Source organism: Marmoricola sp. URHB0036, assembly GCF_000426045.1.
Lineage (GTDB): Bacteria > Actinomycetota > Actinomycetes > Propionibacteriales > Nocardioidaceae > Marmoricola.
In genome coordinates, this window is record NZ_AUEP01000005.1 from 120,843 (window position 1) to 141,182 (window position 20,340).

18 protein-coding genes are annotated in these 20,340 nt (G+C 69.4%); 7 read left to right on the forward strand and 11 right to left on the reverse strand.

Translation table 11 applies throughout. From position 1 onward, the window contains the following. A complete protein-coding gene (locus H976_RS24680; RefSeq protein ID WP_036224840.1) occupies nucleotides 1-1,185 on the forward strand; it encodes a low temperature requirement protein A in 1,185 nt (394 codons plus the stop codon). On the opposite strand, the gene H976_RS0105515 is transcribed toward H976_RS24680, so the two are convergent. Beyond that, a complete protein-coding gene (locus tag H976_RS0105515; protein WP_081682690.1) occupies nucleotides 1,175-2,116 on the reverse strand; it encodes a heme o synthase in 942 nt (313 codons plus the stop codon). The two genes, H976_RS24680 and H976_RS0105515, sit on opposite strands and share 11 nt — an antisense overlap. A gap of 220 nt (nucleotides 2,117-2,336) precedes the next feature. On the opposite strand from H976_RS0105515, the gene tkt reads away from it, so the two are divergent. From tkt to pgl, 6 genes are read left to right on the forward strand one after another with little or no spacing between them, the layout of a single operon-like run. After that, nucleotides 2,337-4,367: a transketolase gene (gene tkt / locus H976_RS0105520; RefSeq protein ID WP_231388814.1), complete on the forward strand. Its 2,031-nt coding sequence runs from the start codon at nucleotides 2,337-2,339 to the stop codon at nucleotides 4,365-4,367. A gap of 54 nt (nucleotides 4,368-4,421) precedes the next feature. Beyond that, complete coding sequence (tal, locus tag H976_RS0105525; protein ID WP_027860736.1) at nucleotides 4,422-5,540, forward strand: transaldolase; 1,119 nt, start codon at nucleotides 4,422-4,424, stop codon at nucleotides 5,538-5,540. After that, a complete protein-coding gene (locus H976_RS0105530) occupies nucleotides 5,537-7,174 on the forward strand; it encodes a glucose-6-phosphate isomerase (RefSeq protein ID WP_027860737.1) in 1,638 nt (545 codons plus the stop codon). Before tal ends, H976_RS0105530 begins: the two co-directional genes overlap by 4 nt. Continuing rightward, the gene (zwf, locus tag H976_RS0105535) at nucleotides 7,171-8,733 is read left to right on the forward strand and encodes a glucose-6-phosphate dehydrogenase (protein WP_027860738.1); all 1,563 of its coding nucleotides are present in this window, start codon (nucleotides 7,171-7,173) and stop codon (nucleotides 8,731-8,733) included. Before H976_RS0105530 ends, zwf begins: the two co-directional genes overlap by 4 nt. A gap of 58 nt (nucleotides 8,734-8,791) precedes the next feature. Further along, nucleotides 8,792-9,700: a glucose-6-phosphate dehydrogenase assembly protein OpcA gene (locus H976_RS0105540; RefSeq protein ID WP_027860739.1), complete on the forward strand. Its 909-nt coding sequence runs from the start codon at nucleotides 8,792-8,794 to the stop codon at nucleotides 9,698-9,700. Continuing rightward, nucleotides 9,697-10,425: a 6-phosphogluconolactonase gene (gene pgl / locus H976_RS0105545; RefSeq protein WP_027860740.1), complete on the forward strand. Its 729-nt coding sequence runs from the start codon at nucleotides 9,697-9,699 to the stop codon at nucleotides 10,423-10,425. Before H976_RS0105540 ends, pgl begins: the two co-directional genes overlap by 4 nt. A gap of 87 nt (nucleotides 10,426-10,512) precedes the next feature. On the opposite strand, the gene H976_RS24685 is transcribed toward pgl, so the two are convergent. The 10 genes from H976_RS24685 to uvrC form a co-directional block, all read right to left on the reverse strand. Beyond that, nucleotides 10,513-11,490, reverse strand: coding sequence for a type IV toxin-antitoxin system AbiEi family antitoxin domain-containing protein (locus H976_RS24685; protein ID WP_051276257.1), 978 nt, complete (start codon nucleotides 11,488-11,490; stop codon nucleotides 10,513-10,515). A gap of 182 nt (nucleotides 11,491-11,672) precedes the next feature. Beyond that, the gene (locus H976_RS0105555; RefSeq protein WP_081682692.1) at nucleotides 11,673-12,032 is read right to left on the reverse strand and encodes an RNA polymerase-binding protein RbpA; all 360 of its coding nucleotides are present in this window, start codon (nucleotides 12,030-12,032) and stop codon (nucleotides 11,673-11,675) included. A gap of 28 nt (nucleotides 12,033-12,060) precedes the next feature. Then, nucleotides 12,061-12,297 (reverse strand): preprotein translocase subunit SecG, encoded by a 237-nt coding sequence (gene secG / locus H976_RS0105560; protein ID WP_027860742.1) that lies wholly within the window; start codon nucleotides 12,295-12,297, stop codon nucleotides 12,061-12,063. A gap of 31 nt (nucleotides 12,298-12,328) precedes the next feature. Beyond that, complete coding sequence (tpiA, locus tag H976_RS0105565; protein ID WP_027860743.1) at nucleotides 12,329-13,123, reverse strand: triose-phosphate isomerase; 795 nt, start codon at nucleotides 13,121-13,123, stop codon at nucleotides 12,329-12,331. Then, nucleotides 13,123-14,313, reverse strand: coding sequence for a phosphoglycerate kinase (gene pgk / locus H976_RS0105570; protein ID WP_027860744.1), 1,191 nt, complete (start codon nucleotides 14,311-14,313; stop codon nucleotides 13,123-13,125). Before pgk ends, tpiA begins: the two co-directional genes overlap by 1 nt. A 1-nt stretch (nucleotide 14,314) precedes the next feature. Continuing rightward, complete coding sequence (gene gap / locus H976_RS0105575) at nucleotides 14,315-15,322, reverse strand: type I glyceraldehyde-3-phosphate dehydrogenase (protein WP_027860745.1); 1,008 nt, start codon at nucleotides 15,320-15,322, stop codon at nucleotides 14,315-14,317. Between the two features lie 147 nt (nucleotides 15,323-15,469). Further along, on the reverse strand, nucleotides 15,470-16,456 hold the full coding sequence (gene whiA / locus H976_RS0105580) for a DNA-binding protein WhiA (protein WP_027860746.1): 987 nt from the start codon (nucleotides 16,454-16,456) through the stop codon (nucleotides 15,470-15,472). Between the two features lie 9 nt (nucleotides 16,457-16,465). Then, complete coding sequence (gene yvcK / locus H976_RS0105585) at nucleotides 16,466-17,413, reverse strand: uridine diphosphate-N-acetylglucosamine-binding protein YvcK (protein WP_027860747.1); 948 nt, start codon at nucleotides 17,411-17,413, stop codon at nucleotides 16,466-16,468. A gap of 5 nt (nucleotides 17,414-17,418) precedes the next feature. Then, nucleotides 17,419-18,312: an RNase adapter RapZ gene (rapZ, locus tag H976_RS0105590; protein WP_027860748.1), complete on the reverse strand. Its 894-nt coding sequence runs from the start codon at nucleotides 18,310-18,312 to the stop codon at nucleotides 17,419-17,421. Continuing rightward, complete coding sequence (gene uvrC / locus H976_RS0105595; RefSeq protein ID WP_027860749.1) at nucleotides 18,312-20,288, reverse strand: excinuclease ABC subunit UvrC; 1,977 nt, start codon at nucleotides 20,286-20,288, stop codon at nucleotides 18,312-18,314. Before uvrC ends, rapZ begins: the two co-directional genes overlap by 1 nt. Between the last annotated feature and the right edge of the window lie 52 nt (nucleotides 20,289-20,340).

Consider the following 20,340-nt stretch of genomic DNA (forward strand, 5'->3'; position numbering starts at 1 on the left):
ATGAGCGGCGGTCTCCCCGCGGTCCCGTGGCACCGGCCGATGTCGGGCCGGGACCCCGAAGAGGAACATCGGGCCTCGACGCCGCTCGAGCTGTTCTTCGACCTCTGCTTCGTGGTCGCAGTCGCTGCCGTGGCCGCGACTCTCCACCACGACCTCGCGCACGGTCACCTGGCCGGTATCGCCGGCTACGCCATGGTGTTCTTCGCGATCTGGTGGGCGTGGGTCAACTACTCGTGGTTCGCCAGCGCCTACGACACCGACGACATCATCTTCCGGCTGCTCACCTTCGTGGTGATGACAGGTGTCCTCGTGCTCGCCGCCGGGGCTCCCCGTGCCGCTGGGGCGGAGCACAACTTCTGGGTCGTGGTCATCGGCTACCTGATCATGCGGGTCGCGATGATCCCGCTCTGGCTGCGCGTGGCCCGCGAGCACGCGGACGTCCGTCGTACGGCGCTGCGGTACGCCGGGGCGGTGGCGTTCATCCAGCTGCTGTGGGTGCTCCGGACGATCTTCCTGGCCCACGGCACGGCCAGCTGGGTCTCGTTCGTGGCGCTGGCAGGGCTGGAGATGCTCGGACCATGGTGGGCGGAGCGGACCGGATCGACACCGTGGCACCGGCACCACATCGCCGAGCGCTACGAGCTGTTCACGATCATCGTGCTGGGCGAGGTGATCCTCGCGACCACGACGGCGATCTCCGGTGCCCTCGACACCCACGGGCTGGACACGCAGCTGCTCCTGCTGATCGTCGGAGCGCTGCTCATGGTCTTCTCGATGTGGTGGATCTACTTCAAGCAGCCGATGGTCGACTCGCTCACGCGGGAGGACTCGTTCGTGTTCGGCTACGTGCACGGCTTCGTCTTCGCCAGCATCGCGGCCGTCGGCGCCTGCCTCGCGACCCTGGTCGACCTCGTCGAGGGCAAGGCCCACATCCACGCGCAGACCGGTGTGCTCCTGCTCGTGGGGGCCGTCAGCATCTACCTGCTGGTGATCGCCGGCCTGCACTCCCTGGCCGACGCGGGACTGCGCAACGCGCTCCCGGCGCTGCTCGTCGTCGCCGCGCTGTGGGTGGTCGGGCTGCTCGGGCTGGCGCCCGGCACGAGCGTGCTGCTCGTCGGCGTGGCCCTGGCGGCGAGCCTGGCCGACCACGTACGGCGTACGAACCGCGCGGTGCTCACCGCTTGATGAGCGGGTCCAGCGCGACGGCCACGAACAACAGCGAGAGATACATGTTGGACCAGTGGAACAGCCGCATCGGGCGTACGTCGCGCAGCTCGTTGCTGCGCTTGGCCCGCTGCCACATCAGGTGCGCCTCGACGAGGAACCCGGCGCCGAGCACGACGGCGACGACCGGGTAGAGCAGGTGGGTGTCGGCGATCGGCCAGAGCGCCAGGGAGACCGCCACCATCACCCACGAGTAGGCGACGATCTGCTTGGCCACGCCCTCGGCGTCCTTGACCACCGGGAGCATCGGCACATCGACGCGTGCGTAGTCCTCGCGGTAGCGCATCGCCAGCGCCCAGGTGTGCGGCGGAGTCCAGAAGAACACCACCAGGAACAGCACCACCGGCGGCCAGGCGAGCTCGTTGGTGACGGCGGTCCAGCCGATCAGCGTCGGGAAGCAGCCGGCGAGGCCGCCCCACACGATGTTCTGGGTCGTACGACGCTTGAGCACCATCGTGTAGCCGAAGAGGTAGAAGGCACTCGCCGCGAGCGCCAGACCCGACGAGAGCCAGTTGACCCAGAAGCCGAGGACCAGGGTCGAGACCACGACGAGCACCAGCCCGAAGACCAGGGCCGCCCGGGGGGTGACGATGTGGCGGGGCAGCGCACGACGGCGCGTGCGGCGCATCTGCTCGTCGATGTCGCGGTCGTAGACGCAGTTGAGCGCGTTGGCGCTGCCCGCGGAGAGGGTGCCACCGACGACGGTCGCGACCACCAGCCACAGCGGCGGCACTCCGCGCTGGGCGAAGAACATCACCGGCACGGTGGTGAGCAGGAGCAGCTCGATGACCCGGGGCTTGGTGAGCCCGACGTAGGCCCCGATGACGTCACGCAGCGTCGACCGACCCGAGGGGTGTGCCCGGACGGACACCTCGGAATCGAGGGCGGTCACTGCGCCTCGCCTTCGGGATTGGGGGTACAGACCGAGTGAGTCTATCTCCGGGCTGCCGCCCACCCCGCATCGACCGGGGTGACCGGGGTACCCGCTGCGGACTAGGCTCGATCCTGTCGACGTACCCCCTGGGAAGGACGCTCTCTCCGTGGCTCTGAAGCGCAAGCTGGACTGGACCGAGATCGACGACAAGGCGGTCGACACCGTGCGGGTGCTGGCCATGGATGCCGTGCAGAAGGTGGGCAACGGCCACCCGGGCACGGCGATGAGCCTGGCGCCCGCGGCGTACCTCCTGTTCCAGAAGGTGATGAAGCACGATCCGGCGGATCCCGACTGGATCTCCCGCGACCGCTTCGTGCTCTCCTGCGGCCACACGAGCCTGACCCTCTACATCCAGCTCTACCTGGGCGGGTGGGGCCTCGAGCTCGAGGACCTCAAGTCGCTGCGCACCTGGGGCAGCAAGACCCCGGGCCACCCGGAGTACGGCCACACCGCCGGCGTCGAGACCACGACCGGTCCCCTGGGCCAGGGCATCGGCAACGCGGTCGGCATGGCGATGGCGGCCCGCAAGGAGCGCGGACTCTTCGACCCCGACACCCCCGAGGGCGAGTCGCTGTTCGACCACCACATCTACGCCCTGTGCTCCGATGGTGACATCGAGGAGGGCGTCAGCGCCGAGGCGTCCGCGATCGCCGGCGTGCAGGCCCTCGGCAACCTGACCCTGATCTACGACGACAACCAGATCTCGATCGAGGACGACACCAACATCGCCCTGGTCGAGGACGTCGCCGCGCGCTACGAGGCCTACGGCTGGCACGTGCAGACCGTCGACTGGACCAACGGCGGCAAGGAGTACAAGGAGGACGTGCACGCCCTCTACGACGCCATCAAGGCCGCCGAGCGGGTCAAGGACCGGCCCAGCTTCATCCGGCTGAAGACGATCATCGCCTGGCCGGCACCGACCAAGCAGGGCCACGGCACCGCCCACGGCTCGGCCCTCGGTGCGGAGGAGGTCGCCGCCACCAAGGAGATCCTGGGCTTCGACCCCGAGCAGACCTTCGAGGTGCCGCCCGCGGTCATCGAGCACACCCGGGCCCTGCGTGAGCGCGGTGCCGAGAACGGCGCCCTCTGGGACGAGCAGTACGCCGCCTGGGCCAAGAAGCACCCGACCCAGGAGAAGCTGCTCCACCGGATGAAGGAGCGCCGGCTGCCCGAGGGCTGGGCCGACGCGTTGCCCACCTTCCCGGCCGACGAGAAGGGGATGGCGACCCGCAAGGCCTCCGGGGCCGTGATCCAGGCGATGGCCAAGGTCGTGCCCGAGCTGTGGGGCGGCTCCGCCGACCTGGCCGAGTCCAACAACACCACCATCGAGGACGCTCCCTCGTTCCTGCCCGACGCCCGCGCCACCAAGATGTGGAAGGCCGACCCGCTGGCCGGCCGGGTGCTGCACTTCGGCATCCGCGAGCACGGCATGGGCTCGATCATGAACGGCATCGCCGTGCACGGAGGCACCCGTGTCTTCGGCGGCACCTTCCTCACCTTCTCCGACTACATGCGCGGTGCGGTGCGGCTGGCGTCGCTGATGGGCCTGCCGGTCACCTACGTCTGGACCCACGACTCCATCGGGCTCGGCGAGGACGGGCCGACGCACCAGCCGGTCGAGCACCTGGCTGCGTTGCGCGCGATCCCGGGTCTCGACGTCGTACGCCCGGCGGACGCCAACGAGACGGCCGCCTGCTGGCAGGCCGTGATGGAGAACACCGACCGCCCGACCGGCCTGATCCTGACCCGCCAGAACGTGCCGGTCTTCCCCCGCGGCGAGGACGGCTTCGCGACCACCGACGATGTCCACAAGGGCGGCTACGTCCTCGTCGACGCCGAGGACGGCAACCCCGACGTCGTCCTGGTCGGCACCGGCTCCGAGGTACAGCTCGCCGTGCAGGCCCGGGCGATGCTCGCCGAGAAGGGCGTCAAGGCCCGCGTCGTCTCGATGCCGTGCCGGGAATGGTTCGACGCCCAGGAGTCTTCCTACAAGGAGAGCGTGATCCCGCCGAACATCAAGGCGCGCGTCTCCGTCGAGGCGGGGGTGGCGCAGGGCTGGCGCGAGATCGTCGGCGACCACGGCAAGATCGTGTCGCTGGAGCACTACGGCGCATCCGCTGACTTCGCCCGGATCTACCGGGAGTTCGGGATCACCGCACAGGCCGTCGCAGACGCGGCCGAGGACAGCATCCGGGTGGCCACCGGCTGAACAGCACGGTCGGGACCACCGGCAACCGATCAACGACGACAGGGAGTGCATCACATGACTGACCACCTGCAGGAGCTGACGGAGGCTGGGGTCTCCATCTGGCTCGACGACCTCTCACGCGAGCGCCTCGAGACCGGCAACCTCGCCGACCTGGTCCAGGACGACCACGTCGTGGGCGTGACCACCAACCCCTCGATCTTCGCCGCGGCCATCGCCGACGGCGAGCGGTACACCGACCAGGTCCGCCAGCTCGCCGCCGAGGGCGCCGACGTCGACCGGACGGTCTTCGCCCTGACGACGACCGACGTACGCAACGCCTGCGATGTCCTCAAGCCGGTGTTCGACGCCACCAACGGGGTCGACGGGCGGGTCTCGATCGAGGTCGCGCCTGATCTCGCCTTCGACACCGACGAGACCCTGGGCTCCGCCAAGGAGCTGTGGAAGGAGGTCGACCGGGAGAACCTCTTCATCAAGATCCCGGCCACCACCGAGGGCGCCCCAGCGATCAGCGACGCGCTCGCGGAGGGGATCAGCATCAACGTCACGCTGATCTTCGGCCTCGACCGCTACCAGGGGGTCATGGAGGCCTACGCCGCCGGCCTCGAGAAGGCGCTCGACGCCGGGCTGGACCTCTCCAAGATCCACTCGGTCGCGTCGTTCTTCGTCTCGCGGGTCGACACCGAGATCGACAACCGGCTGAACAAGACCGGCGCCCCGGACGACCTGCGCGGCAAGGCCGGTGTCGCCAACGCCCGGCTCGCCTACGAGGCCTACGAGAAGTTCTTCTCCGGCGAGCGGTGGGACAAGCTCGCCGCGGCGGGAGCCAACCGCCAGCGTCCGCTCTGGGCCTCGACCGGCGTCAAGAACCCTGACTACAAGGACACCATGTACGTCGACGACCTGGTCGTCGAGAACACCGTGAACACGATGCCGGAGAAGACCCTGCTGGCCGTCAAGGACCACAGCGAGATCATCGGCGACCAGGTCCGGCCGAACTACGACGACGCCCGCGCGGTGATGAAGTCCCTGGCCGATGCCGGCATCGACTACGACGACGTGATCGCCACTCTCGAGCAGGAGGGCGTCGACAAGTTCCTCGCGGCATGGAACGAGCTCCTGGCCACCGTGAAGACGAACCTCGACGGGGCCCGCAACGAGGACGGCGCCCAGTGACCGACTGGAGCACCACGTCGGGCGACGGGTTCGAGCTGTTCTTCGGCTACCGGGACGAGAACGCCTTCGCCTCGACCGTCGAGCAGCTGGTCACCGACGGGGTGGCGTCCGGCATCGCCAAGCGCAACGCGACGCTGTGGGGCCCGGAGGCCGAGTCCGAGGCCGGCAAACGGCTGGCCTGGGTGGGCCTCGCGGAGGAGTCGCGGCCGCTGGTCGACGAGATCGTCGGCCTGCGCGACGTGCTGGCCGACCGAGGCTGCTCCCGCATCGTGCTGTGCGGCATGGGCGGGTCCTCGCTCGCGCCCGAGGTCATCTGCGCCACCCACGGCGTGGAGCTGACCGTGCTGGACTCCTCCGACCCTGACTACGTCCGCGGCGCCATCGGAGAGAACCTCGAGAGCACGGTCGTCGTGGTCTCGAGCAAGTCCGGCGGCACGGTCGAGACCGACAGCCAGAAGCGCGCCTACGAACAGGCCTTCCGCGACGCCGACCTCGAGCCGGCGGCCCACATCATCGTGGTCACCGACCCGGGCTCACCCCTCGACGAGTCCGCCACCGAGGCGGGCTACCGCGTCTTCCACGCCGACCCCGACGTCGGTGGGCGCTACTCGGCGCTGACCGCGTTCGGGCTGGTGCCCAGTGGGCTGGCCGGCGCCGACATCGGGCGTCTGCTCGACGAGGCAGCGGCCATCCAGCCGCGGCTCGAGGCCGACGACCCCGACAACCCGGCGCTGCGGCTAGGTGCCCTGCTGGGGGCGGCCAACACGGAGGGCGTCGACAAGGTGGTGCTCGGCGACAAGGACTCCGGGATCGTCGGCTTCGGCGACTGGGCCGAGCAGCTGATCGCCGAGTCGACCGGGAAGAACGGCAAGGGCATCCTGCCGGTCGTCGTACCCTCCCTGGACGCGCCGAACTTCTCGCCGAGCACGAAGGACGAGGTCCTGGTCACGATCGGCTCCGGCGTACACATGGACGCACTGCCGTCCTCCGGCTGGGGCGCCGCCGTGTCCGCGTCGTTGGGCGCCCAGATGCTGCTGTGGGAGTACGCCACCGCCGTCGCCGGTCGCATCATCGGGATCAACCCGTTCGACCAGCCCGACGTCGAGAGCGCGAAGCAGGCCGCCCGCGACATGCTCGAGGGCGGCGGAGACAAGCCGACGCCGGTCTTCACCGACGGTCCCGTCGAGGTGTACGCCACCGACGGGCTGCTCTCCGGCGAGAGCACCGTGGCCGACGCCGTGGCCACCCTGCTCGGGCAGCTCGACCCCGAGCACGGCTACCTGGCCGTGATGGCCTACCTCGACCGCGCCCGGCAGGCCCACCTGGCCCACGTGCGCGACCACCTGGCGGAGCGGACCGGGCGGCCGACGACGTTCGGCTGGGGTCCGCGCTTCCTGCACTCGACCGGGCAGTACCACAAGGGCGGGCCACCCACCGGGGTCTACCTGCAGGTCACGGCCGAGCCCTTGCAGGACCTCGAGATCCCCGGGCGCCCGTTCACCTTCGGCGGCTTCATCAGCGCCCAGGCGATCGGTGACGCCTCCGTGCTCGCCGACCACGGGCGGCCCGTCCTCCGGTTGCACCTCACCGACCAGCAAGCCGGCCTCGGCGTGCTGCGGGAGACCCTCAGGTGACGACGACTGGCAACCAGCGGGCCTCATGGACGAACCCGCTGCGGGATCCCGACGATCGTCGGTTGCCGCGCATCGCGGGTCCGTGCGGCCTGGTGCTCTTCGGCGTCACCGGCGACCTCGCCCGCAAGAAGGTGATGCCGGCGATCTACGACCTGGCCAACCGCGGCCTGCTGCCACCTGGCTTCAGCCTGGTCGGCTACGCCCGACGTGACTGGGCCCACCAGGACTTCGCCCAGATCGTGCACGACTCGGTGCGCCAGCACGCCCGCACCGAGTTCCGCGAGGAGGTGTGGCGCCAGCTCGCCGAGGGGTTCCGGTTCGTGTCGGGCGACTTCGGTGACGACGCCGACTTCGACAAGCTCCGGCGCACCATCGAGGAGCTCGACGAGGTGCGCGGCACGGCCGGCAACCACGCCTTCTACCTCTCCATCCCCCCGAAGTTCTTCGGCCCGGTCATCGACCAGCTCGAGGAGCACGGCCTCTCCGACGGTGGCGAGCACTCCTGGCGACGGGTGGTCGTGGAGAAGCCGTTCGGCCACGACCTCGAGTCGGCCCGCGCGCTGAACGCGACCATCAACAAGGTGTTTCCGCCTGAGTCGGTCTTCCGGATCGACCACTACCTCGGCAAGGAGACGGTGCAGAACATCCTGGCGATGCGCTTCGCCAACAACCTGTTCGAGCCGATCTGGAACGCCAACTACGTCGACCACGTGCAGATCACCATGGCCGAGGACATCGGCATCGGCGGGCGCGCGGGGTACTACGACGGCATCGGTGCTGCCCGCGACGTCATCCAGAACCACCTGCTCCAGCTGATGGCGCTGGTGGCGATGGAGGAGCCCACCTCCTTCGACGCCGCCAGTCTCCGGATCGAGAAGCAGAAGGTGCTCTCGTCCGTCGTACTCCCCCGGCGGCTGGACCTCTACACGGCCCGCGGCCAGTACGCCGCCGGCTGGGCCGGGGGTGAACAGGTCAACGGGTACCTCGACGAGGACGACATCAAGAACACCTCGACCACCGAGACGTTCGCTGCCATCCGGGTCGACGTCGAGACCAGGCGGTGGGCCGGGGTGCCGTTCTACCTGCGCACCGGCAAGCGGCTCGGTCGTCGGGTGACCGAGGTCGCCGTGGTGTTCAAGCGGGCGCCGCACCTGCCGTTCACCGCCACCGCGACCGAGGACCTGACCCACAACGCGATCGTGTTCCGCATCCAGCCCGACGAGGGCGCGACCATCCGCTTCGGGTCGAAGGTGCCCGGCAGCTCGATGGAGATCCGCGACGTGAACATGGACTTCGCCTACGGCGGGTCGTTCACCGAGGCCAGTCCGGAGGCCTACGAGCGACTGATCCTCGACGTGCTCCTCGGTGACCCGCCGCTGTTCCCCCAGCAGGACGAGGTCGAGCTCTCCTGGAAGATCCTCGACCCCGTGCTCGAGCACTGGGCCAAGCAGGATGCTGCCGGGAAGGCGAAACCCGAGCAGTACGAGTCGGGCAACTGGGGCCCGGAGTCCGCGCACGCCATGTTGGCCCGCGACGGCCGCGTCTGGAGGCGACCCTGATGATCTCACCCCACCAGCTCGCTCCGCTGGCGCTCCGCGACCGGGCGGGGACCCCGAGATGATCGAGCTGACCGACACCAACGCAGCCGGCATCGCCGCCGAGCTGGTGCGTGCGCGCACCAAGGCAGGCTCGCCGGCGATGGGCATGGTGATGACCCTGATCATCGTGGTCGACGAGGACACCTCCGACGAGGCGATGGCTTCGGCCCGGGCCGCCTCGAAGGAGCACCCGGCGCGCGTGCTCGGGGTCATCCTCGGGGACGCCCGCGGCAAGGCCGAGGTGAACGCCCAGGTGGGGACCGGCTCGGGATGGAGCGGCGAGACAGCGCTGATCCGGCTCAAGGGTGAGGTGGTCAAGCACGCCGAGTCCGTCGTACTCCCCTTGCTGCTGCCCGACTCCCCGGTCGCCATCTGGTGGCCGACCGACGCTCCGGAGGACCCGGCGTCCGACCCGCTGGGTGCGTTGGCGCAGCGGCGGATCACCGACTCCGCGGCGGTCACGCGCGGCAAGACCAAGGCGATCCACCGGCAGTGTTCGTCGTACGCCATGGGCAACACCGACCTGGCCTGGACCCGGATCACGCCGTGGCGCGCGCTGCTCGCGGCCGCGCTCGACCAGTACCCCGAGAAGGTGACGTCGGCGTCGGTGACCGCCGAGCGGATCAGCCCGAGCGCCGACCTGCTCGTCGCCTGGCTCAACGACCGGCTCCGCGTGGACGTGTCGCGGCACACCTCCGGGGGGCCGGGCATCACCGAGGTGGTGATGAGCACCAGGTCGGGAGACATCACCATCAGCCGTGGTGACGGCAAGCTGGCCAGGTTCTCCTCCCCCGGTCAGCCGGACCGGCCCGTGGCGCTGAAGCGTCGCGACGTACCCGAGCTGCTGGCCGAGGAGCTGCGGCGCCTGGACGAGGACGACACCTACGCATCCGCGGCGAAGCGACTCGTGAGGCTGGCCTCGCGGTGAGCCCACGGGTGGAGGTGCTGCCGTCCGCGGAGGCGCTGGCGACGCGGGTGGCGGCGGAGATCGTGGCCAAGCTGGTCGCCGTACAGGCCGAGGGACGAGTGCCGTCGATCGCCCTGACCGGCGGCACGATCGCTGACGCGATCTACCGGTCGATCGCCTCCCTGGAGTCCGACGAGCCGTCGGTCGACTGGATGCAGGTCGACTTCTGGTGGGGAGACGAGCGCTACGTGCCGGCCGACTCCTCCGACCGGAACGACCGGGCGGTCGGGCTCGACCTGCTCGACGTGGTGACGGTGGACCCGGCTCGGGTGCATGCGATGCCGGCGGCTGACGAGGTCCATCCCGACCTCGAGGCCGCTGCTGCGTCGTACGACCAGCTGGTGCGTACCCGCGAGCCCGGCGACTTCGACCTCGTGCTCCTCGGGGTCGGTCCGGATGGCCACGTCGCCTCGCTGTTCCCCGGCTTCCCGCAGCTCGACGTCGACGACCGCATCGCCGTGGCGGTCACCGACTCCCCCAAGCCACCCCCCGAGCGCATCTCGCTCACCTTCACCGCCCTCAACCAGGCCGGCGAGGTGTGGTTCCTCGTCTCGGGCGAGGGGAAGGCCGACGCCGTCGCCCGCGCCCTGGCCGACGACGGCTCGGTCCACGACACCCCCGCCCGCGGCATCACCGCCCCCCACCGCACCTGGTGGCTCGACCAGGCAGCAGCAGGTTCCTTGTAGTTTCGCCGAGAGGGCCCTTTTGGTTGGCAGAAGTACGCCGAGAGGGCAGTTCTGGTTGCTTCGACGGCGCCGACCGGGCAGTTCTGGTTAGCTCGCTCGGCCGTACGGCGTCCACAGCGTGCGCTTGCGGGCCTGGTCGAAGGCACCGCTCAATCGCGGCAACGGATCAGGGCGTCGGTCGTAGACATCGACCTTGGTGAAGATCTCGAACAGCCACTGTCGCTCGGTGGCGCACCACGACCGGCGCTCCTCGTCGTTTTCTCGATCGACCTCGCCCGTGTGGTGCTCCTCGCCGTCGTACTCGGCGGCGAACAGGAGCTCCGGGAGCGTGATGTCGAGGCGATAGATGCCGACCCCGTTGTCGTCGTACACCCAGGTCTGCAGGTCGGGTCGCGGTAGGCCCGCGTCGTACCAGTTGAGTCGGAGTCCCGACTCCCCGGGCGATTCGGCACGACCGTCGCCCAGGAGAGCAAGGACGCGCAGCTGGCGGACGCCGCGGTAACCCTTGAAGCGCCCGATCTCGGCGATCAGTAGGTCATGAGGTACGCCGATCCGCAGGAAGCCGTCGATCGCCGCGAGGGCGTCGTACCTCCACAGAAGGCGGCCCAGGTCCAACGCCGTCCTGAGCGCGGTGGTGACCCGAATCTCCTTGACCACCGTGATGTCGTTGGGCAACAAGCCGCGTCGGCCGGCGTCCACTCCGGGGCGCCGCATGCGGGTGTCGCGCGTGTGGAAGACATTGATCGGCGGGGGCGTCACCCCTGAGCTGCGCGGCAGGAGATCGACGCCATGGAGCCACGCGGCCGTTCGATCGGTGACTACTGCCCCGGTGGGAACGACCAAAGAGAGCGCAATGGCGCGGAGATCCATGTCGTCGCGTGCCTGGGCAGCGACGTACACGCCTTGCAGCATGCGTCTGACGTGGCCGCGTTCGAGCATCGTGCGCAGGGTCTGCCGGGAGACGCCCAGCGCGAGGGCGTCCGCTCCGGTGAAAGGTACGTCGAGCGGGAGCGGACACCGTGACGTGAGAAACAGCCGCCGGTCATCGAGCCAGTTGGGATCCATCGCGGCAGGATGCCGAGGATGCGGAATCGCTGCTGGACCAATCCACAGGGGCGCCCCGACGGCAACCATCTGCGCCCGGTCGGCGTACTCAAGCCAACCGGACCAGCCCTGTCAGCGAGCTGCAGCCAACCAGAACAGCCCTGACAGCGGACTGCTGCCAACCAGAAGTGCCCGGTCGGGGGTTAGAAGATGACCTCGCCGGACTTGCGGCGTTGGCGGAGGGTCTGGATGGCCTCATTGAGGATGTCCTTGGCCTCGGCGTCGGAGCGGCGCTCCTTCACGTAGGCGAGGTGGGTCTTGTAGGGCTCGATCTTGGGGGCCGGGGGCGGGTTGTCGGAGTCCATGCTGGCCGGCAGTCCGCAGCGGGGGCAGTCCCAGGTGTCGGGGACGGTGGCCTCGACCGCGAAGGCGATCAGGGTGCGGTGCTCGTTGGAGCAGAAGTAGGTGACGCTCTGGCGCGGAGCAGCCTCACCGCGCTCCGCCTCGCCCATGGGGCCTGCGCCGACACGGCTGCCCCGGATGGCGTTTCCTCCGCCTGCCACGGTGGTCTCCTTCAGAGATCGTTGAGGATCAGTTGCCGGTCTTGAGCAGCAGCCCGAGCCCGACAACGGTCGCGAACCACACCACGCCGATACCGACGGTGATGCGGTCGAGGTTGCGTTCGGCCACGGACGATCCGCCAAGGCCGCTCGAGACGCCACCCCCGAACATGTCGGAGAGCCCGCCGCCGCGCCCCTTGTGGAGGAGCACCAGCAGGATCATCAGCAAGCTCGTGATCACGAGCAAGACCTCGAAGACGATAACCACGGTGGGGAGCCTAACTGATCAGGCGCGCGGTTCAGAGCACGGGCATGTCGTAGAAACGGCAGATCCCGCCGAACTCATCGGCCTGCAGGCTGGCACCGCCGACCAGACACCCGTCGACGTCCGGCTTCTGCATGATGCCGCCGACGTTGGCGGCCTTCACCGAACCGCCGTAGAGAATGCGTACGCCGGCCGCGGCCTCGTCTCCCGCGGACTCGGCGATGCATGCGCGGACCGCGCCACAGACCTCCTGCGCGTCGTCGGGGGTCGCGACCTCACCGGTGCCGATCGCCCACACTGGTTCGTAGGCCACCACCAGACCGGCGAGCTGCTCGGGTGTGAAGCCGGCCAGCGAACCTTGGACCTGGGCCACGCAGTGGTCGACGTGCCGTTCCTCCTTGCGTACGTCGAGCCCCTCGCCGACACACACGATCGGGGTCACCCCGGCAGCGAGCGCCGCGTGTGCCTTGGCGTTGACCTCGGCATCGTCCTCGGCGTGGTACTGACGCCGCTCGGAGTGACCGACCACGACGTAGGAGCAGCCGAGCTTCGAGAGCATCGCTGCCGAGATCTCGCCGGTGTAGGCGCCGTTGTCGTGCGTCGAGACGTCCTGGGCGCCGTACTTGAGCTGCAGCCGGTCTCCGTCGACCATCGTCTGCACGCTGCGGATGTCGGTGAACGGAGGCAGCACGACCACCTCGACCTTGCCGTAGTCGTGCTTCTTGTCCGACAGCGTCCAGGCCAGCTTCTGCACCAGGACGACTGCCTCCTGGTGGTTCAGGTTCATCTTCCAGTTCCCCGCCATCAGCGGGGTGCGGGCGGTTGCCATCAGTCCTCCAAGACCGTAATGCCGGGCAGTTCCTTGCCCTCGAGGTACTCCAGGCTGGCGCCGCCGCCGGTGGAGATGTGACCGAAGTCGTCGTCGGCGAAGCCGAGCTGACGTACGGCGGCCGCGGAGTCGCCCCCTCCAACGACGGACAACCCGTCGACCTCGGTCAGTGCCTGCGCGACTGCGCGGGTGCCCTCGGCGAACGCGTCGAACTCGAAGACACCCATCGGGCCGTTCCAGAAGACCGTGCGCGCGCTGACGATCGCCTTCGCGAACGCCGCCCCCGAGTCGGGTCCGATGTCGAGCCCGATCTGGTCAGCGGGGATGGAGTCGACCGGCACCGTCGTCGGCGGCGCGTCGGCCTTGAACTCCGGCGCCACCACGACGTCGGTGGGCAGCACGATCTCCACGCCGGTGTCCTTCGAGCGCTGCAGGTAGTCGCGGCAGGTCTCGACCTGCTCCTCCTCGAGGAGGCTCTGGCCGACCTCGTGGCCCTGGGCCTTGAGGAAGGTGAACACCATCCCGCCGCCGATCAGCAGCGTGTCGGCCTTGCCGAGCAGGTTGTCGATGACCGCGAGCTTGTCGCTCACCTTCGAGCCGCCGAGCACCACGACGTAGGGACGCTGCGGCTCCTCGGTCAGCTTGCGGAGCACGTCGACCTCGGCCCGGACGAGGCCGCCCATCGCGTGCGGGAGTCGCTTCGCGACGTCGTACACACTGGCCTGCTTGCGGTGTACGACGCCGAACCCGTCACTGACGAACCCGTCACCGAGGGCCGCCAACTCGTCGGCGAAGGCACCCCGCTCCACCTCGTCCTTGCTGGTCTCGCCGCGGTTGAACCGCACGTTCTCGAGCAGGGCCACCTCGCCGTCGCCCAGCGAGGAGACGGTGGACTGCGCCGACTCCCCCACCGTGTCGGTCGCGAAGTGCACCTCGATGCCGAGGAGCTCGCCGAGACGGTCGGCGACCGGTCGCAGCGAGTACTTGTCCTCCGGTGCTCCCTTGGGTCGACCCAGATGCGCCATCACGACGACGCGCGCACCGGCCTCGGAGAGAGTCCGGATGGTCGGCACGCTCGCCCGGATCCGGCCGTCGTCGGTGATGGTGCTGCCGTCGAGGGGCACGTTCAGGTCCGAGCGGACCAGGATCCGTTTGCCGGCGACGTCTCCCAGTGAGTCGAACTCCCCCATCTCAGAGCGAGGTACCGATGTGCGTGATCAGGTCGGCGAGGCGGTTGGAGTAGCCCCACTCGTTGTCGTACCAGCCGATGACCTTGACCTGGTTGCCGATCACCTTGGTGAGCGGGGCGTCGAAGATGCACGACGCCGGGTCGGTGACGATGTCGGAGGACACCAGCGGGTCGGTGGAGTAGCGCAGGTAGCGACCGTCGGCCGCCTTCTCGATCGCCGCGTTGACCTCCTCGACCGAGGTCTCGCGACCTGCCTCGAAGGTGAGGTCGGTGGCCGACCCGGTCGGCACGGGAACACGCACGGCGAACCCGTCGAGCTTGCCCTTCAGCTCGGGCAGCACCAGCCCGATCGCCTTGGCGGCACCGGTCGAGGTCGGCACCAGGTTGATCGCGGCGGCGCGGGCACGACGCGGGTCCTTGTGGATGTTGTCCTGGAGGTTCTGGTCGGCGGTGTAGGCGTGGATCGTGGTCATCAGGCCCTTGACGATGCCGAACTCGTCGTTGAGCGCCTTGGCCATCGGGGCGAGGCAGTTGGTCGTGCACGAGGCGTTGGAGATGACCGTGTGCTTCTCGGGGTCGTAGTCGTCGTGGTTGACGCCCATCACCACGGTGAAGTCCTCGTTGGAGGCGGGCGCGGAGATGATCACCTTCTTGGCGCCGGCGTCCACGTGGGCGCGGGCCTTGGTGGCGTCGGTGAAGAAGCCGGTCGACTCGACCACGACGTCGACACCGAGGTCGCCCCACTTGAGGGCCGACGGGTCGCGCTCGGCGAACGCGGTGATCTCCTGGTCGCCCACCTTGATCGAGGTGTCGGTGGAGGTCACGTCGGCGTCGAGGCGGCCGAGGATGGAGTCGAACTTGAGGAGGAGGGCGAGCGAGTTGTTGTCGGTGAGGTCGTTGACACCGACGATCTCGATGTCGGCGCCCCCCGCAGCGTTGAGGGCACGCACGGCGCGGAAGAAGTTGCGCCCGATGCGGCCGAATCCGTTGATACCTACGCGGACAGTCACAGCAGTACTCCTGGAAAGAGGCTGGTCAGATGGTGGAGGCTCGTTCAACGACCCTATCGCGGGAGGTGGGACACCCTCTCGCCGTCCGGGGTACGTGCGAGTAACCCCAGGATTGGTCCGGGGACCGGTCCCAGGACCGGTGGGAGCTCAGGCCTCTTCGGCCAGCATCTCCGGGGTCAGCGACGACTCGGTGTCGGGGATGCCGAGCTCTTCGGCCCGCTTGTCGGCCATCGCCAGCAGGCGGCGGATGCGACCGGCGATCGCGTCCTTGGTGAGTACCGGCTCGCTCAGCTGGCCGAGCTCCTCCAGCGACGCCTGCTTGTGCTCGAGCCGGAGCCGGCCGGCCTGGCCGAGGTGGTCGGGGATCTCGGGGCCGAGGATCTCCAGCGCTCGCTCGACGCGGGCGCCGGCGGCAACGGCGGCACGGGCGGAGCGACGCAGGTTGGCGTCGTCGAAGTTGGCGAGTCGGTTGGCGGTGGCGCGGACCTCGCGCCGCATCCGCCGCTCCTCCCACGCGAGGAGTGACTCGTGGGCGCCGAGGCGGGTCAACAGCTGGCCGATGGCGTCGCCGTCGCGGATGACCACCCGGTCGATGCCGCGCACCTCGCGGGCCTTGGCGGAGATGCCGAGCCGACGAGCCGAGCCGACCAGGGCCAGGGCGGCCTCCGGACCGGGGCAGGTGACCTCGAGCGAGCTGGAGCGGCCGGGCTCGGTCAGTGAGCCGTGGGCCAGGAAGGCGCCGCGCCAGGCAGCGACGGCGTCGCAGCCGGAGCCGTTGACGACCACCGGCGGCAGCCCACGCACCGGGCGGTTGCGTTGGTCGATCAGCCCGGTCTGGCGGGCCAGCGACTCACCCTCGCGGGTGACCCGGACGATGTAACGGGACCCACGACGGATCCCGCTTCCCTTGAGCAGCACCACCTCGGGATGGTGCCCGAAGACCTCTGCGATGTCCTTGCGCATCCGTCGGGCGGCGGCGCCGGTGTCCAGCTCGGCCTCGACGACGATGCCGCCGTTGACCAGGTGGAGGGCGTCGGCGAACCGGAGCATCGAGGACACCTCGGCCTTTCGGCAACAGGTCTTTGTCACGGTCGTGCTGGCCAGTTCTGCCTTTACCTGTGCCGTCATCGCCATGTCGTCACCTTAGTTCCCATCGAACAAACGCGTGTACGCAGAGCCAAGTTTTTGCGGATCGTGGACACCGGGCTGTACCGCGGCAAGATCGGTGGTCACCAGACGAGCTCCCGCGGCCTCGACGGTGGCCCGGAGACGATCGCCGTCGTGCACCGCGCTCGGGTCGACCAGGACGGCGTGGAGGGCCAGGTCAGGCGCGTGCCGGAGGAGTACGTCGAGATGGTCGGCCAGGTCGTAGCCCCGGGTCTCGTCGAGATGGGGCTCGAGGTTCATCGAGACCACCACCTTGCCCGGCGTACGGCACAGGGCGTCGCGCAGGTCGGGCACCAACAGGTGCGGGATGACGCTGGAGTACCAGGACCCCGGACCCAGCACCACCCAGTCGGCCTCGCCGATGGCCTCGATCGCCTGGGGGCAGGCCGCGGCGTTCTCGGGGTCCAGTGCGACCGACAAGACGTTGCCGGGCGTGGTCGCCACCTCCACCTGGCCACGGACGGTGGTGACCTCCTCGGGGTCGTCGCCGGCTCCCCTCACCTCGGCCGTGATGTCCAGTGGTGACAGCGCCATCGGCAGCACTCGGCCGCGGGCACCGAGCAGCCCGGCCACCCAGTCGAGGCCGTCCACGTGGTCGTGCAGCAGGTCCCACAGGGTGACGATGAGCAGGTTGCCCATCGAGTGGCCGTCCATCTCGCCGTCCGAGGAGAACCGGTGCTGCAGCACCCGGGCCCAGGTCTGCCCCCACCGGTCGTCGCCGCACAGAGCGGCCAGCGCCATTCGCAGGTCACCGGGAGGCAGTACGCCGAACTCGTCGCGCAACCGGCCCGAGGAGCCGCCGTTGTCGGCCACCGTGACCACCGCGGTCAGGTCGGTGGTCACGCCGCGCAGGGCGGTCAGTGACACCGCCAGACCGTGGCCGCCGCCGAGGGCGACGACCGAGGGTTCCGTCGACCAGCGCACCCCGGCTACTCCCGCCCGAGGTCGCGGTGGGTGGCCTCGGCCTCCAGCCCGGCCGCACGCAGTCGGGCGACGATCTCCTCGGTCATCGCCACGCTGCGGTGCTTGCCGCCGGTGCAGCCGATCGCCACGGTCATGAACCGCTTGCCCTCGCGCAGGTAGCCGGCGCCGACCGTCTGGATCACCGGGACGTAGCGCTCGAGGAACTCCTGGGCGTCTCCCCGGTCCTTAACGTACGTCGCGACGTCAGCGTCCATGCCGGTGCGCTGACGCAGCTCGGGCACCCAGTGGGGGTTCGGCAGGAAGCGCATGTCCGCCATCAGGTCGGCATCGACCGGGACGCCGTACTTGAAACCGAAGCTGACCACGGTGATCCGGAGCTTCACCGTCTCGGGAGTGCCGAAGGCGTTGGCCACCTTGTCGGTGAGCTGGTGCACGTTCAACGGCGTGGTGTCGATGACCAGGTCGGCGTCGCCGCGCAGGCTCGCCATCACTGCTCGCTCCTGCTTGATGCCCTCCAGCAGCCGCCCGGTGCCCTGGAGCGGGTGCGGTCGCCGGGCCGCCTCCTGGCGACGCACCAGGATGTCGTCGGAGGCCTCGAGGAAGAGCAGCGTCGTGCGCCGGGTCGGGAACTTCGCCGCCAGCTGCGCGCGGAGGGAGTCGAAGAACACGCCGGCACGGACGTCGACCACTGCCGCCACCGGCTGGCTCACGCCCTGCTTCTCGTCGACCAGGCGCACCACGTCGCCGACCAGCTCGGGGGGCAGGTTGTCGACCACGAAGTAGCCGAGGTCCTCGAGCTCCTTGGCCGCCGTGCTGCGCCCGGCACCGGTCATCCCCGTCACGATGACGAGCTCACCCTGGTGCTCCTCGAGCCCGGCAGGGGTGCTGTCGGGTGCCATCAGTGCTCCTGAATCTCTCCGGTGGCCGTGTTGACGGAGGTGGGTCTCGGCGACGCCGCGACGGCGTCCGCGATCGCCGTGGCAGTGCGCGTGCCGATGCCCGGCACCTCGGCGATCTCGTCGATGGTGGCAGCCCGGAGCTTCTTGAGCGACCCGAAGTGCTTGATCAGGGTCTTGCGCCGCACTTCTCCGAGCCCCGGGACGTCGTCGAGGAGGCTCTCCACCATCGTCTTCGAGCGCCGCGAGCGGTGGTGGGTGATCGCGAACCGGTGCGCCTCGTCGCGGATGCGCTGGAGCAGGTAGAGGCCCTCGCTGGAGCGGGGCAGGATCACCGGGTCTGCCTGACCGGGCACCCAGACCTCCTCCAACCGCTTGGCCAGGCCGCACAGTGGGATGTCGTCGATGCCGAGCTCGTCGAGCGCGCGGTTGGCCGCCGCCACCTGGGGCGGACCACCGTCGACGACGACCAGGCCCGGGGTGTAGGCGAACTTCCGCGGGCGGCCGGTGTCGGGGTCGATCAGCATCGGCCCGCGGTCCTCGGGGTCGACCTCTCCCCCGGTCAGCTCGGGGGTGTCGATCCGCTCGTCGAGGAGCCGGCGGAACCGTCGCGTGATCACCTCGTGCATCGAGGCGACGTCGTTCTGTCCGTCGACCCCTCGGATGACGAACCGGCGGTACTCACTCCTGCGCGGCAGGCCGTCCTCGAAGACCACCATCGAGGCGACCACCTCGGTGCCCTGGAGGTTGGAGATGTCGTAGCACTCGATGCGCAGCGGTGCCCCGGGCAGGTCGAGGGCCTCCTGGATCTCCTCGAGCGCCTGGTTGCGCACGGTGAGGTCGCTGGCCCGCTTGGTCTTGTGCAGGGCCAGCGACTGTCCGGCGTTGCGGGCGACCGTCTCCTGCAGGGTCCGCTTGTCACCGCGCTGGGGCACCCGGATGGAGACCTTGCTCCCCCGGCTCTCCGAGAGCAGCTGCTCGAAGGTCTCGGCGTCGTCGGGCATGGCGGGCACCAGGATCTCGCGCGGGATCGAGTCGCCGTCCTCGCCGGCGTAGAGCTGGAGCAGGAACTCGCTGACCAGTCCACGGGTGTCGAGGTCCTCGACCCGGTCGGCCACCCAGCCGCGCTGGCCGCGGATGCGTCCGGCGCGGACGTGGAAGATCTGCACGGCGACCTCGAGCGGGTCCTCGGCCAGCGCGATGACGTCGGCGTCGGTGCCGTCGCCGAACACGACGGCCTGCTTCTCGAGCGCCTTGTGCAGCGCGCCGAGGTCGTCTCGCAGGCGGGCGGCCTTCTCGTAGTCCTGGGCCTCCGACGCGGCGTACATCTCCCGCTGGATGCGCTTCACGAAGGCGTCGGTGCGACCGCCCATGAAGTCGGCGAAGTCCTCCGCGATCCGACGGTGCTCGTCGGCGTCGACCCGGCCCACGCACGGCGCGGAGCACTTGTCGATGTAGCCGAGCAGGCATGGCCGGCCGATCTGCCCGGACCGCTTGAACACCCCGTTGCTGCACGAGCGCATCGGGAAGACACGCAGCAGGGTGTCCACGGTGTCGCGGATGGCCCAGGCGTGGCTGTAGGGGCCGTAGTACTTGACGCCCTTCTTCTTGGCTCCGCGGCCGACCATCACCCGCGGGAACTCCTCGTTCATGGTGATCGCCAGCCAGGGGTAGGACTTGTCGTCGCGGTACTTCACGTTGAACCGCGGGTCGAACTCCTTGATCCAGGAGTACTCCAGCTGCAGGGCCTCGACCTCGGTGGCGACCACCGTCCACTCCACGGAAGCCGCGGTCGTCACCATCGTGGCGGTGCGCGGGTGCAGGTTGGCCAGGTCCTGGAAGTACGACGACAACCGCGACCGGAGGCTGACGGCCTTCCCGACGTAGATCACGCGACCGTCCTTGTCGCGGAACCGGTAGACACCGGGCTGGGTAGGGATCGACCCGGGCTTCGGACGGTACGTCGACGGGTCGGCCACGCCCCAACCCTACGAGGGCCCGGTGTCAGGATCACGGCGACGTGCACGCACT